At 67.6% G+C, this 12583-nt stretch carries 13 protein-coding genes; 8 read left to right on the top strand and 5 right to left on the bottom strand.

The annotated features are described in order from the left end of the window. Positions 1-9: 9 nt before the first annotated feature. From ACNFBT_RS18670 to ACNFBT_RS18645, 6 genes are all read left to right on the top strand, one after another. Positions 10-1020 (top strand): ABC transporter permease subunit, encoded by a 1011-nt coding sequence (locus ACNFBT_RS18670; RefSeq protein WP_416751842.1) that lies wholly within the window; start codon positions 10-12, stop codon positions 1018-1020. A gap of 12 nt (positions 1021-1032) precedes the next feature. Next, the gene (locus ACNFBT_RS18665; RefSeq protein ID WP_416751840.1) at positions 1033-1944 is read left to right on the top strand and encodes an ABC transporter permease subunit; all 912 of its coding nucleotides are present in this window, start codon (positions 1033-1035) and stop codon (positions 1942-1944) included. 11 nt (positions 1945-1955) lie between these two features. Further along, a complete protein-coding gene (locus ACNFBT_RS18660) occupies positions 1956-2081 on the top strand; it encodes a hypothetical protein (protein WP_416751839.1) in 126 nt (41 codons plus the stop codon). After that, a complete protein-coding gene (locus ACNFBT_RS18655) occupies positions 2078-3055 on the top strand; it encodes an ABC transporter ATP-binding protein (RefSeq protein ID WP_416751837.1) in 978 nt (325 codons plus the stop codon). Before ACNFBT_RS18660 ends, ACNFBT_RS18655 begins: the two co-directional genes overlap by 4 nt. Further along, a complete protein-coding gene (locus ACNFBT_RS18650; RefSeq protein WP_416751835.1) occupies positions 3052-4023 on the top strand; it encodes a peptide ABC transporter ATP-binding protein in 972 nt (323 codons plus the stop codon). Before ACNFBT_RS18655 ends, ACNFBT_RS18650 begins: the two co-directional genes overlap by 4 nt. 163 nt (positions 4024-4186) lie before the next feature. After that, the gene (locus tag ACNFBT_RS18645; RefSeq protein ID WP_416751833.1) at positions 4187-4831 is read left to right on the top strand and encodes a hypothetical protein; all 645 of its coding nucleotides are present in this window, start codon (positions 4187-4189) and stop codon (positions 4829-4831) included. Positions 4832-5029: 198 nt separating this feature from the next. Here the strand turns inward: ACNFBT_RS18645 and ACNFBT_RS18640 are convergent, their stop codons facing one another. Next, the gene (locus ACNFBT_RS18640) at positions 5030-5656 is read right to left on the bottom strand and encodes a LysE family translocator (protein ID WP_416751831.1); all 627 of its coding nucleotides are present in this window, start codon (positions 5654-5656) and stop codon (positions 5030-5032) included. A gap of 144 nt (positions 5657-5800) precedes the next feature. Here ACNFBT_RS18640 and ACNFBT_RS18635 point away from each other — a divergent pair, with 144 nt between their 5' ends. Further along, positions 5801-6274 (top strand): Lrp/AsnC family transcriptional regulator, encoded by a 474-nt coding sequence (locus ACNFBT_RS18635; protein ID WP_331318511.1) that lies wholly within the window; start codon positions 5801-5803, stop codon positions 6272-6274. Here ACNFBT_RS18635 and ACNFBT_RS18630 read toward each other — a convergent pair. The 3 genes from ACNFBT_RS18630 to ACNFBT_RS18620 are packed head-to-tail and all read right to left on the bottom strand — an operon-like array spanning position 6267 to position 8610. Then, on the bottom strand, positions 6267-7184 hold the full coding sequence (locus tag ACNFBT_RS18630; protein WP_416751829.1) for a biotin-dependent carboxyltransferase family protein: 918 nt from the start codon (positions 7182-7184) through the stop codon (positions 6267-6269). The two genes, ACNFBT_RS18635 and ACNFBT_RS18630, sit on opposite strands and share 8 nt — an antisense overlap. Further along, on the bottom strand, positions 7181-7858 hold the full coding sequence (gene pxpB, locus ACNFBT_RS18625) for a 5-oxoprolinase subunit PxpB (RefSeq protein ID WP_416751827.1): 678 nt from the start codon (positions 7856-7858) through the stop codon (positions 7181-7183). Before pxpB ends, ACNFBT_RS18630 begins: the two co-directional genes overlap by 4 nt. Beyond that, positions 7855-8610 (bottom strand): 5-oxoprolinase subunit PxpA, encoded by a 756-nt coding sequence (locus ACNFBT_RS18620; RefSeq protein WP_416751825.1) that lies wholly within the window; start codon positions 8608-8610, stop codon positions 7855-7857. The genes pxpB and ACNFBT_RS18620 overlap by 4 nt, the downstream gene beginning before the upstream one ends. A 131-nt stretch (positions 8611-8741) precedes the next feature. On the opposite strand from ACNFBT_RS18620, the gene lpxO reads away from it, so the two are divergent. Continuing rightward, complete coding sequence (gene lpxO, locus ACNFBT_RS18615; protein ID WP_416752191.1) at positions 8742-9641, top strand: lipid A hydroxylase LpxO; 900 nt, start codon at positions 8742-8744, stop codon at positions 9639-9641. A gap of 338 nt (positions 9642-9979) precedes the next feature. Here lpxO and ACNFBT_RS18610 read toward each other — a convergent pair whose 3' ends face one another. Beyond that, the gene (locus ACNFBT_RS18610) at positions 9980-12526 is read right to left on the bottom strand and encodes a PepSY domain-containing protein (protein WP_416752189.1); all 2547 of its coding nucleotides are present in this window, start codon (positions 12524-12526) and stop codon (positions 9980-9982) included. Positions 12527-12583: the final 57 nt, after the last annotated feature.

The raw sequence follows: 12583 nt of genomic DNA, 5'->3' as shown, positions 1-12583 counted from the left end.
TCAACCACCATGCTGAGTTTCATCGCACGCCGATTCGGTCTGCTGATCCCGACCTTCTTCGGCGTCACCCTTCTTACCTTTGCACTGATTCGCCTGATTCCGGGCGACCCCGTGGAAGTGATGATGGGTGAACGCCGCGTCGACCCGCAGATGCACGCCGAGGCCATGCACCGCCTGGGTCTCGACAAGCCTCTCTACCAGCAGTACCTCGACTACGTCGGCAACCTTGCCCACGGCAACCTGGGCGAATCGCTGACCACCCGCGACAGCGTGTGGAACGAATTCCTCACCCTCTTCCCCGCCACCCTCGAACTGTCGCTGGCAGCCCTGCTGTTCGCCGGTACCTTCGGCCTGCTGGCCGGGGTGATCGCAGCACTCAAGCGAGGCTCACTGTTCGACCACGGGGTGATGACGATCTCCCTGGCCGGCTACTCGATGCCGATCTTCTGGTGGGGCCTGATCCTGATCATGCTGTTCTCCGTGAGCCTGGGCTGGACCCCGGTGTCCGGGCGCCTCGACCTGCTCTACGACATCGAGCCCAGGACCGGCTTCATGCTGATCGACACCCTGCTTTCCGGCGAGGAAGGCGCGTTCGTGGACGCCCTACGCCACCTGATCCTGCCGGCCATCGTGCTGGGCACCATCCCGCTGGCGGTGATTGCCCGCATGACCCGCTCGGCAATGCTCGAAGTGCTGCGCGAGGACTACGTGCGCACCGCCCGCGCCAAGGGCCTGTCGCCGGCCCGCGTGGTGTTCATCCACGCCCTGCGCAACGCCATGATCCCGGTGCTCACCGTATTCGGCCTGCAGGTCGGCACGCTGCTCGCCGGCGCCGTGCTCACCGAGACCATCTTCTCCTGGCCGGGCATCGGCAAATGGCTGATCGACGCGATCAGCCGCCGCGACTACCCGGTGGTGCAGAACGGCATCCTCCTGGTGGCAACCCTGGTGATCGTGGTCAACTTCACCGTGGATATCCTCTACGGCCTGGCCAACCCACGCATCCGCCACCAACGCTGAGGAGCCCACGCCATGAATACCGCAAGCAAAGCTCCCGCCAGCGACCCGAGCCTGGTCTACCCCTCCCCGCTGAAAGAATTCTGGCAAGCCTTCTCGCGCAACAAGGGCGCGGTCGGAGGCCTGCTGTTCATGCTGGTCATCGTGTTCTGCGCGCTGTTCGCACCCTGGGTGGCGCCGCATGACCCGAGCTGGCAGTTCCGCGAGTACCTGCTCACACCGCCGGCCTGGCTGGAAGGCGGCCAGAAGCGCTTCCTGCTGGGCACCGACGAACTGGGCCGCGACCTGCTGTCGCGTCTGATGCACGGCGCGCGGCTGTCGTTGAAGATCAGCCTCGCCTCGGTGGTGATCTCGATGATCCCCGGCATCTTCCTCGGCCTGCTCGCCGGCTTCTCGCCGAACCGCCTGGGCCCGGTGATCATGCGCCTGATGGACATCATGCTGGCCCTGCCTTCGCTGCTGCTGGCGGTGGCCATCGTCGCCATCCTCGGCCCAGGCCTGATCAACACCGTGATCGCCATCGCCATCGTCTCGCTGCCGGCCTACGTGCGCCTGACCCGCGCCGCCGTGATGGGCGAGCTGAACCGCGACTACGTCACCGCCTCGCGTCTGGCCGGCGCCGGCACCCTGCGCCTAATGTTCGTCACCGTGCTGCCCAACTGCATGGCGCCGCTGATCGTGCAGGCCACCCTGAGCTTCTCCTCGGCCATCCTCGACGCCGCCGCCCTGGGCTTCCTCGGCCTGGGCGTGCAACCGCCGACCCCCGAGTGGGGCACCATGCTGGCCTCCGCGCGCGACTACATCGAACGCGCCTGGTGGGTCGTCTCGCTGCCCGGCCTGACCATCCTGCTCAGCGTGCTGGCGATCAACCTGATGGGCGACGGCCTGCGCGACGCGCTGGACCCGAAACTGAAGAACGCGGCGTGAGGAGCATGCAGATGAAAACCCTCGTGCTCTTCGCAGGAGTGAGCTCGCTCGCGAACCTGCAACCTTCCCCGCTCTGCGTTCGCGAGCAAGCTCGCTCCTACCAGAAGAACAAGAACCTGATGGAGACCGTCGTATGAGCCTCCTCGACCTGCGCAATCTCTCGGTACGCTTCGGCGACCGCAACGCCGTCCCGGTGGTGGACGGCCTCGACCTCTCGGTGGACAAGGGCGAAGTCCTGGCCATCGTCGGCGAATCCGGCTCCGGCAAATCCGTGACCATGATGGCCCTGATGGGCCTGATCGACGCCCCCGGCATCATCACCGCCGACGCCATGCAGTTCGACGGCACCGACATGCTGCGCCTCAAGGGCCGCGACCGTCGGCGCATCGTCGGCAAGGACATCGCCATGGTCTTCCAGGACCCGATGACCGCGCTCAACCCCAGCTTCACCGTCGGCTACCAGATCGAGGAAGTGCTCAAGCTGCACCTCGGACTGCGCGGCAAGGCGCTACGCCAGCGCGCCCTGGAACTGCTCGAGCGGGTGGAAATCCCCGGCGCCGCCCAGCGCCTGGACGCCTACCCGCACCAGCTCTCCGGCGGCATGAGCCAGCGCGTCGCGATCGCCATGGCGATCGCCGGCGAGCCCAAGCTGCTGATCGCCGACGAACCCACCACCGCGCTGGACGTCACCATCCAGGCGCAGATCATGGAACTGCTGCTGAACCTGCAGCGCGACCAGGGCATGGCGCTGATCCTGATCACCCACGATCTGGCCGTGGTCGCCGAGACCGCCCAGCGCGTCTGCGTGATGTACGCAGGCCAAGCGGTAGAGATCGGCCAGGTGCCGGCGCTGTTCGACGCCCCGACCCATCCGTACACCGAAGCACTGCTCAAGGCGATTCCCGAGCACAGCGCCGGCGAGGAACGCCTGGCCACCCTGCCCGGCATCGTCCCCGGCAAGTACGACCGGCCGCAGGGCTGCCTGCTGTCGCCGCGCTGCCCCTACGTGCAGGACAACTGCCGCGCCGTGCGCCCGGCCCTGGAACCCCATGAGCGCGGCGCGGTGCGCTGCTTCTACCCGCTCAACCTGAACACCGAGGTGGCCCGATGAACGCCGTCCTGACCGCCCGCGAACTCACCCGTCACTACGAAATATCCCAGGGCGTGTTCAAGCCGCACGCCCTGGTCCGCGCCCTCAATGGCGTGTCCTTCGACCTGCAGGCCGGCAAGACCCTCGCCGTGGTCGGCGAATCCGGCTGCGGCAAGTCCACCCTGGCGCGCGCCCTGACCCTGATCGAGGAACCCACCTCCGGCTCCCTGCAGATCGCCGGCCACGAGGTGAAAGGCGCCAACCACGAAACGCGCAAGCAACTGCGCCGCGACGTGCAGATGGTGTTCCAGAACCCCTATGCCTCGCTCAACCCACGGCAGAAGATCGGCGACCAGTTGGCCGAACCGCTGCTGATCAACACCAACCTCTCCCGCGCCGAACGCCGCGAGCGCGTGCAGGCGATGATGAAGCAGGTCGGCCTGCGCCCCGAGCACTACCAGCGCTACCCGCACATGTTCTCCGGCGGCCAGCGCCAGCGCATCGCCCTGGCCCGCGCCATGATGCTGCGGCCCAAGGTGCTGGTGGCGGACGAGCCGACCTCGGCGCTGGACGTGTCGATCCAGGCCCAGGTGCTCAACCTGTTCATGGACCTGCAGCAGGAGTACGGCACCGCCTACGTGTTCATCTCCCACAACCTCGCCGTGGTGCGCCACGTGGCCGACGACGTGCTGGTGATGTACCTCGGCCGCCCGGCGGAGATGGGCCCGGCGGACAAGCTCTACGAACGCCCGCTGCACCCCTACACCCAGGCGCTGCTGTCGGCGACCCCGGCCATCCACCCCGATCCGGACAAGCCGAAGATCAAGATCCAGGGCGAACTCCCCAACCCGCTCAACCCGCCCAGCGGCTGCGCCTTCCACAAGCGCTGCCCCTATGCGACCGAGCGCTGCAAGACCGAGGTGCCGGAGCTGCGCCTGCTCGATGAGCGCCAGGTGGCTTGCCACCATGCGGAGCAGTTCCTGAACTGAAACGCGGTGGGCCGGTCTTAGGCCGGCCCACCCTTCCAGACTCAGCTGCGTCCTACCACGCTTCAGGAGCAGGCCTACCGCCTGATCCAGCCTGTCCCGCTAGGGTGGCGTCCCGCCACTGTCCTGCACCGCAGTGGCCGTTATCCACAGGGCCACGCCAGTCATGCTGCTGTTCTTCCTCCTGCTCATCCTCGTTGCCGCGATCGTCGCCAACGTCCAGATCCACAAGTGGAAACGCCGTCGGCGACTCGACGTGCGCGCAGCCGTGAGCTCACGGAAGAAGGTGGCGCCGAGGAAGAAGGTCAAAGAAGACGTCGACCTCGACCAGATCGACTGGGAGAGTCTCGACCAGGAAGAGCTGGACTTCGCCGCGCTTGAGCCGTCATCGCCGCCCAAGCCCGCCCCTGCGAAGGCGCCCGTCATGCATCCGGAGGCGAAATCGCAAGCGGAGCCAAAGGACGAGTTCCACCCGCTGGAGCGCGCCTTGCCGCAGGGGCAACTGTCCTCGACGCAGCGCAACGAGGCCATGGCGCAACTGCTCAAGGCCAACCTGCACCTGCCCGCCCCGGAGCCCGGCGAGAAGCATGTCGTGCTCGACATGGATGACGGCGGCTACGTGCCCGTCGCCACCCACCCGGCAGCCGCCGCTATTGCTCTCGGACACCTCGCCGAGGACCTGCAGCAGCGCAATGGCGCGCAGCTATTACGCGAACTGCGCGGTACAGAGTTGGGCCTGCTGGTAGTGGCACGCAACCCCCAGAAACCGTCCGTGGCCCGCCTGTGGAAAATCCGGCCGGAAGACCTCTGACGCCCCCTATCAAGATCAAGAGCCCCCTCACCCTAACCCTGGCTGCGCGCCCCGCTCCTCAAGCGGGAGAGGGGACCGTTCGGTGCAGGATGAAGCCTTGGTGTCAGCCGGCACGGACGGCTCCCTCTCCCTCTGGGAGAGGGCTGGGGGTGAGGGGGAGGCATGGGCCCGGATTAAACCGAAGGAAGACAGCTGCTCCTACAAGTCGCGGATCAGCGCCAGCCGCACGCCGAAACCCAGCAGGATGCCGCCGAAGCCCCACTGCTGTACCCGCTGCATCGTCTTGTGCCGCGCCAGCCAGCGGCCCATGCGCTCGCCGCTGAGCGCATAGAAGCTGTCGAAACCCAGTCCCACCACCACCAGCACGCCGCCCAGCAGCGCGAACTGCATGGCCAGCGGACCGTTCTGTGGCTGGATGAACTGCGGCAGCAGCACGGAGCAGAACAACAGCGCCTTGGGGTTCAGCAGATTGGTCAGCACCCCACGGCGGAAAGCCCGCCGATAGCTCAGCGGGGTTTTCGCGCAGCCGGCGCTCTCTACGGCGAGGCCGACTGGCGCGCGCAGCAATTGCACGCCGATCCACGCCAGGTACGCACCGCCGACGATACGCACCGCATCGAAGGTCCAGGGCGCCGTGCGGAACAGCAGCGCCAGGCCGGTCGCCGCCAGCGCCACATGACAAGCGCGAGCCAGCGCCAGCCCGACGGCGGTGGCCAGCGCGGCACGACAGCCTTCGCGGGCGCCGGTGTGCAACAGGAGAATCATGTCCGGCCCCGGCAGCAGGTAGACCATCGCCAGGGCCAGCAGGAACACGCCGATATCCATGAAAGCAGCTCCGCAAAGGTGATCGCGGATAAGGATTCTATGCCCGAAGGCCGAGGCAGGTGCTTGCGTATTCGACCATGATCGGCAGACTGATTGGCATATCCTGCCAATCCATACACACAAAACCCTTCAGTTATGCCAAACATCAAGCTGGACGCCTACGACCACCGTATCCTCGCCGCCCTGCAACGCGACGGCCGCCTGACCAACGTGCAACTGGCCGAGGAAATCGGCCTCTCGCCCTCCCCCTGCCTGCGCCGGGTGCGCCTGCTGGAAGAGGCCGGGATGATCCGCGGCTACCACGCCGAACTGGGCCGCGACGAAGTCGGCCTGGGCCTGACGGTATTCGTCGGGGTGAAGGTCGAACGCCACAGCGACACCAGCGCCGCGGCCTTCCGCCAGGCGGTGATCGACCTGCCGGAAGTCATCTCGGTGCACCTGGTCAGCGGCGAGTCGGACTTCCTCCTGCAGGTGGTGCTGCCGGACCTGCGCGCCTACGAGCAATTTCTCACCGGCACCCTGCTCAAGCTGCCGGGCGTCAGCGACATCCGCAGCAACTTCGCTATCCAGACCGTGAAGGAATCGGCGCCGCTGCCGCTGCGGCACCTGCCTAAGTAGCGAAGAACCTCAGGAACGCGCGCAGGTCCGCCTGCGCCTGCTCCACGCTCGCCTCGGCGAAACGCACTTCGCTATGCGCCGGGCATTGCGCCAGGCGGCCGATATCCAGCGGATGCAGAACGCCCAGCAACGGATAGCCGCCCATGGTCTGCCGGTCGGCCAGCAGGATGATCGGCTGGCCGTCGGGCGGCACCTGGATTGCCCCTTCCACTACACCCAGTGACCACTGCCGGCGTGGTGCGCTCAGCGCCTCACCGTGCAGGCGCACGCCCATGCGGTCGGACTGCGGACTGATCCGCCAGGGCTGGTCGAAGAAGGCCTTACGTTGTTCGTCGTTGAAGGTATCCGGACCGGGAAGCACGCGCAGCGTGGGAGCTTCGCGGTAATCCGGCTGATACGGCCAGGGCACGCTGGCGCCCCGAGTGAAACGCTCACCCTCGGCGGCGCACGCCAGCACATCGCCCACCGCCAGTGGCTGGCCGTTACCGGCAAGGCCGCCCAGACGTTCGCGGGTCTGGGTCGAAACGCTGCCCAGCACGGGTTCCGCGTGAAAGCCGCCCGCAGCGGCAAGATAGGCGCGCTGGCCGGCGCGGGCGAAGCCCAGTTTCAGGCGTTGCCCCGCCCGCAGCCGAAAGCGCGACCAGGCCGGCAGCGGTTCGCCATCCAGGGTCGCCGGCAGCCCGGCGCCGGTCAGCGCCAGCCAGGTGTCCAGCCGCGCTTCCAGCTCCACGCCGCCCAGCGCGATCTCCAGCAGCGATACGCCCGGGGCATTGCCCAGCAGGCAATTGGCCCAGGCCGCCGCGTGTTTATCCACAGGGCCGCCGGGCGATACGCCCAATCCCTGCCAACCGTGGCGTCCGCCGTCCTGCAGCAGGCACAGCGGGCCACAGGCGAGCACCTTCAGGCTCATGGCTCACCACCAGCGGCGCGATAGGTCGCCTCATCGATGGGGACGAAACGCACGCGGTCGCCCACCACCAACGGGCAGGGTGGCTCCCGCCGCGGATCGAACAGGCGCTGCGCGGTGCACCCCAGCAGGTGCCAACCGCCGGGCGAGGCTTGTGGATAAACCGCCGTCTGCCGCTCGGCGATGGCCAGGCTGCCGGCCGGCACCCGGGTGCGCGGAGTAGCGCGGCGCGGCAGGGCGAGGCGTTCGTCCAGCTCGCCCAGGTAGGCGAAACCGGGCGCGAAGCCGATGGCGCCGACGCGGTAATCGCGGCCGGCGTGCAGCTCGATCACCTGCGCAGGCTTGAGTCCGCACAGGCGCGCAACGTCGTCGAAGTCTTCGCCGGCGTACCACACGGCGATTTCGTGCAGGCGCCCCGCCGCTTCCGTGGTGGAGTCGCCCGGCCAGTCCGCCAGCGCGACCTGCACGCAGCGCTGTAGTTGCGGCAGGTCCATGCGCAGCAGGTCGTAGTGCAACAGGAGAGTGGTCCAGCCCGGCACGCAGTCGGTCAGCAGCGGCCCCAGCTCCGCACGAAGGCGTTCGGCAAGGCGTGCGATGCGCAGCGGCAGGACCTCGTCCGGCTGCTCGGCCAGGGTGATCAACAGCGCCTGGGCGCCGAAGGGTTCGAGGCGGATCATGCCTGGTCCAGCAGGCCACGCAGGCGCCGCAGCACCGCCAGGGATTCGGGATTGTCGCCATGCACGCAGAGGCTGTCGGCGCGCAGGCGCAGCGGGTTACCGTCGATGTCCGGGAAGGGCTCGCCGCGAGCGATGGCCAATGCCTGGTCGAGGATGCGTTGCGGCTCGTGGTGCACGGCATTGGGCAGGCGGCGCGGGGCGAGCTGGCCGTCGGGCAGGTAGGCGCGGTCGGCGAAGGCTTCGAACATCAACGGCACGTCGGCGGCATCGGCCAGTTGCAGCTCGCGGCTGTTGTCGGCCAGCGCCAGGACCATCAGCGGCAGGCCCTTGCGGTAGGCGGCGCAGGCATCGAGCACGGCCGAGAGCAACGCGTCGTCGCGCACCAGGTCGTTGTACAGCGCGCCGTGGGGCTTCACGTAGTCGACGCGGGTGCCGGCGGCGCGGCAGAAGGCGTCCAGCGCGCCGAGCTGGTAGAGCACCAGCGCCAGCACTTCCTCGGGCGAGCAGCTCAGGTGACGGCGGCCGAAGCCGGCGAGGTCCGGGTAGGCGGGATGGGCGCCGATGCTCACGCCGTGCTCCACCGCCAGGCGCACGGTGCGCTGCATGGTCAGCGGGTCACCGGCGTGGTAACCGCAGGCGAGGTTCGCCTGGTCGATCAGCGGCATGGCATGGGCATCGTCCCCCATGCGCCAGGCACCGAAGCTTTCGCCCATGTCGCAGTTGAGCAGGATCCGCGAAGTGCGTTCGGTCATCGGGGTCACCATCTTTCGAAAGTTCCTACAGGTTAAAGCAGACGCTGGCCTTTGGCCTTCGGAGAATACTCAGTCACGATCCACAGGAGTACCATTCGCTGTCCAGACCCGTGGAAATCGCGTTCCGAATGATCAAAGCCGTTATCCTGGCCGTCTTCGGCCTGAGCATCGTCTATGTCCACCTGCGTGGGCGGGTGCGCCACAAGTTCTCACGCCAGTTGACCGACCACTCCAGCTTCCTCGCACCGATCAACTGCATCATGTACCTGTTCTCCCGGGTACCGAGCCGCCCGTACCTGGCGCCCGACGAATTCCCCGAAATGCGCCTGCTGACCGAGAACTGGGAAAGCGTCCGCAGCGAAGCCCTGCACCTGCGCGATGCCGGCAGCATCAAGCGCTCCGATCAGCTCAACGACGTGGGCTTCAACTCCTTCTTCAAGACCGGCTGGAAGCGCTTCTACCTGAAGTGGTACGACGATAGCCACCCCTCCGCCGACGCGCTGTGCCCGAAAACCACCGAGCTGCTGCGGCGGATTCCCTCGGTCAAGGCGGCGATGTTCGCCGAGCTGCCGCCGGGCTCGCGCCTGGTGCGCCACCGCGACCCCTATGCCGGTTCGCTGCGCTACCACCTGGGGCTGATGACGCCGAACGATCCGGGATGCTTCATCGAGGTGGACGGCGAGCGCTACCACTGGCGCGACGGCGAGGCGGTGGTGTTCGACGAGACGTACATCCACTACGCCGAGAACACCACGGACCATGACCGGGTGATCCTGTTCTGCGACATCGAGCGTCCGCTGAAGTACCGCTGGGCCACGGCGTTCAATCGCTGGTTCAGCCGCAGCGTGATGGCCGCCGCAGCCTCTCCGAACGATGCGAGCGACAAGACCGGCGGCATCAACCGCGCCTTCGCCTCGCTGTACAGGATCCGCCTGCACGGCAAGGCGCTGAAGAAGCGCAACCGCAAGCTGTACTACCTGGAGAAGTGGGGGGTCCTGGCTGCGCTGCTAGCGGTGATCGTCTGGATCTGAGTACAGCAACCGTCATCGAGGCCTCCGCATTCGCGGGGGCCTTTTTGTTTGGGCGCAGGTCGAGAAGCATCGCGGACGGAGTCCGCTCCTACAAGATCAAAGGCCCCTCACCCTAACCCTCTCCCGCAAGCGGGAGAGGGGACCGTTCGGTGCAGAATGAAACCCAAGTGCCAGCCGGCACGGACGGCTCCCTCTCCCTGAGGGAGAGGGCTGGGGTGAGGGGATGCATCGGCACGGACTCCCCAGAATAAGACAGTTGCTCCTATGGGGGGAGCACGGTGTGTCCTTATCCCTGTAGGAGCGGACTTCGTCCGCGATAGGCGGCGAAAGCCGCCGCGTCAGTACACGTCGCGCCGATACCGCCCGCTCTCCAGCAGCGCCTCGACCCCGGCATCGCCGAGCAGCTCGCGCAGCGCACGATCGACACCTTCGGCCATGCCCTGCAGGCTGCCGCAGACATGGATCACCGCGCCGTCATCGAGCCATTGCAGCAGCACCTCGGCATTGGCGCGCAGGCGATCCTGCACGTAGACCTTCTCGGCCTGGTCACGGGAGAAAGCGACGTCCAGGCGTTGCAACTCGCCCCGCGCCAACGCGCCTTCCAGCTCCTCGCGGCAGTAGAAGTCATGGGCGATGTTGCGCTCGCCGAACAGCAGCCAGTTGCGCCGGCGGCCCTCGGTGATGCTGGCGCGCAGCAGGCTGCGCAGGCCGGCGAGACCGGTGCCGTTGCCGATCAGGATCAGCGGGCGATCGTCGTCGCTGAGATGGAAGCTGCGGTTGCGGCGCAGGCGCAGCAGCAGGCTGCCGCCCTCCGGCAGGTATTCGGTCAGCCAGCCGGAGCAGATGCCCAGCGAGCCGTCGGCGTGCTGCTCCTGGCGCACGATCAGCTCCAGCGCGCCGTCGCTGCGCAGCGAGGCAATGGAGTACTGGCGCACCGACAATTTGATCAGCGCGTCGTACACCGCCTGGCCGTGCAGGCCGACCAGATGTTCGAGGTTACCCGGCAGCAGACAGCCGGCCAGGGCGTCCTTCAGCGAGCTGGCCAACCCATCGGCCTGGATGCGGGATTCGCCGTCCAGGCCAAGGCGGCCCAACCAGGCGCTGACCAGGAACTCCGGCTGACGCGGCACGATTTCCACCAGATCGCCGGCATTCCAGTCGATCTGCGAATCGCTCGGCGCGGCCAGGCGCAGCAGCCAGGTGGACTCGCCCTGGCTGCCCGGATTCAGGTGCTCACGTCCGGCCAGCGTCCAGACCTCGAAGGCCGGCGCGCTGAACGCTGCCTGCGGCGCGGCGCCGGAGAGTTCGGCCAGGCGCTGTTGCCAGTGGTGCAGCGCGGCGGCGTCACCGTTGTCCACCTCGACGCCATCGAACAGCGTGCGCGCCCCCTGCCCTTGCAGCCAGCCCTGCAGGCGGCGGGCGAAGCCGCAGAACTGGTCGTACTGGCGATCGCCCAGGGCGAGCACGGCAAAGCGCAGGTCGGCCAGCCCGAGGCGCTGGCCCAACAGTTGGCGCTCGAAGCCTCGGGCGCTGTCCGGGGCCTCACCGTCGCCAAAGGTGCTGACCACGAACAGGGCGTTGCGGGTCTGCTCCAATTGCGCATGGTCCAGCTTCGCCAGCGGCTCGACCCGTACCGGCAGGCCGGCGGCCTGCAATTGCCCGGCGCTCTGCCAGGCCAGTTGCTCGGCGAAGCCGCTCTGGCTGGCATAGCCCACCAGCCAGGAATCGCCCCCCGTGTCGTTGCTCAACGCCCCACGCGCCACCTGGGCTGCGCGCTTCTTGCGGCGACGGTCGAGGTAGAGCAGCCAGCCGGTGATGAAGAACAGCGGCATCGACAGGCTCGCCAGCATCATCAGGATGCGCCCCGGCAGGCCGAAATAGCTGCCCACGTGCAGGGCGTAGACGCTGGTCAGCAGTTGCTTGCCGAACGAGCTGTCGTTGTAGCGCTTGTGGGCCAGCAGCTTGCCGCTGGCCGGGTCGATGGTCATTTCGTTGAAGGCTCGCTCGTGGGCGGCGTCATCGAGGAGGTAGAACACGGTGGCGGGCTGGCCCTGCACCGGCGGCAGGCGCAGGTTGTAGGTGGCCATCGCGGGGCCGCCGGTCTGCTGGATGGTGGCCCAGACGGCGCTGGCATCGACCACCGGCGGCGGGCCTTCGGGTGCCGGTCCGCGTTTGCCGCCGCCGCGCTGACCGCCCTTGGCCTGGCCGGCGGGCGCGTCGTCGAGCAGCTTGAACAGGCCGCCGCGGTACCAGTCGTAGGACCAGTACAGGCCGGTCAGCGTCGCCAGGAGGTAGAACGCCAGGCACCAGGTGCCGGCCACGGCGTGCAGGTCCCAGTTGAACGCCCGGCCCTTCTTGGCCCAGTCGAAGGTCAGCCAGGCGCGCCAGTTCAGGGCCTTGCGCGGCCAGCGCAGGTACAGGCCGGAAAGGCACAGGTAGAGCAGGATCAGGGTGCAGGCGGCGGTGACCTGTTTGCCCGCCTCGCCCGCGGCGAGGAAGCGGTGCAGTTGCATGACGAAGTTGAAGAAGCCTTCGCCCTTGGGCGCCGGCAGGAACTGCGCAGTGTAGGGATCGACGTAGCGCGACTCGCCACGGCGCTGGCCCGGCTTGGGCGTGTAGAAGAGGCGGCCGGCCTGGTCACCGTCGATGCTCACCCAGACGAAGGCGACCTTCTTGCCGGGCTCGGCGCTCTCCACCCGGCGGATCAGTTCGTCCATCGGCAGCGTGCCCTCGGCGCGCTTTTCCACGGTGAGGCTGGCGGGATTCACAGCGCGCAGGATTTCGTCCTGGAACGACAGCATCGCCCCGGTCAGGCCCATCAGCGCCAACACCAGGCCGGCGCTGATACCGAACAGCCAATGCAACTGGAACCAGACTTTCTTCAACACCGTGGCCTCACGTCATGCCGCACTCTGCGCGGAACGGAATTTTATTGAGAACGG

Origin of the sequence: Pseudomonas sp. NY15181 (assembly GCF_048068055.1) — a bacterium.
In the GTDB taxonomy this organism is placed as follows: Bacteria; Pseudomonadota; Gammaproteobacteria; order Pseudomonadales; family Pseudomonadaceae; genus Pseudomonas.
Note: the sequence above shows the minus strand (reverse complement) of the source record. Positions and strands in the feature narration are given on the sequence as shown.

What these genes read in the sequence shown, in the direction of transcription:
- ACNFBT_RS18650 (WP_416751835.1), top strand. Translation starts at nt 3,052, where the DNA reads ATGAACGCCGTCCTGACCGCCCGCGAACTCACCCGTCACTACGAAATA.
- ACNFBT_RS18665 (WP_416751840.1), top strand. Translation starts at nt 1,033, where the DNA reads ATGAATACCGCAAGCAAAGCTCCCGCCAGCGACCCGAGCCTGGTCTAC.
- ACNFBT_RS18645 (WP_416751833.1), top strand. Translation starts at nt 4,187, where the DNA reads ATGCTGCTGTTCTTCCTCCTGCTCATCCTCGTTGCCGCGATCGTCGCC.
- ACNFBT_RS18630 (WP_416751829.1), bottom strand. Translation starts at nt 7,184, where the DNA reads ATGAGCCTGAAGGTGCTCGCCTGTGGCCCGCTGTGCCTGCTGCAGGAC.
- ACNFBT_RS18655 (WP_416751837.1), top strand. Translation starts at nt 2,078, where the DNA reads ATGAGCCTCCTCGACCTGCGCAATCTCTCGGTACGCTTCGGCGACCGC.
- ACNFBT_RS18660 (WP_416751839.1), top strand. Translation starts at nt 1,956, where the DNA reads ATGAAAACCCTCGTGCTCTTCGCAGGAGTGAGCTCGCTCGCGAACCTG.
- ACNFBT_RS18670 (WP_416751842.1), top strand. Translation starts at nt 10, where the DNA reads ATGCTGAGTTTCATCGCACGCCGATTCGGTCTGCTGATCCCGACCTTC.
- ACNFBT_RS18640 (WP_416751831.1), bottom strand. Translation starts at nt 5,656, where the DNA reads ATGGATATCGGCGTGTTCCTGCTGGCCCTGGCGATGGTCTACCTGCTG.
- ACNFBT_RS18620 (WP_416751825.1), bottom strand. Translation starts at nt 8,610, where the DNA reads ATGACCGAACGCACTTCGCGGATCCTGCTCAACTGCGACATGGGCGAA.
- pxpB (WP_416751827.1), bottom strand. Translation starts at nt 7,858, where the DNA reads ATGATCCGCCTCGAACCCTTCGGCGCCCAGGCGCTGTTGATCACCCTG.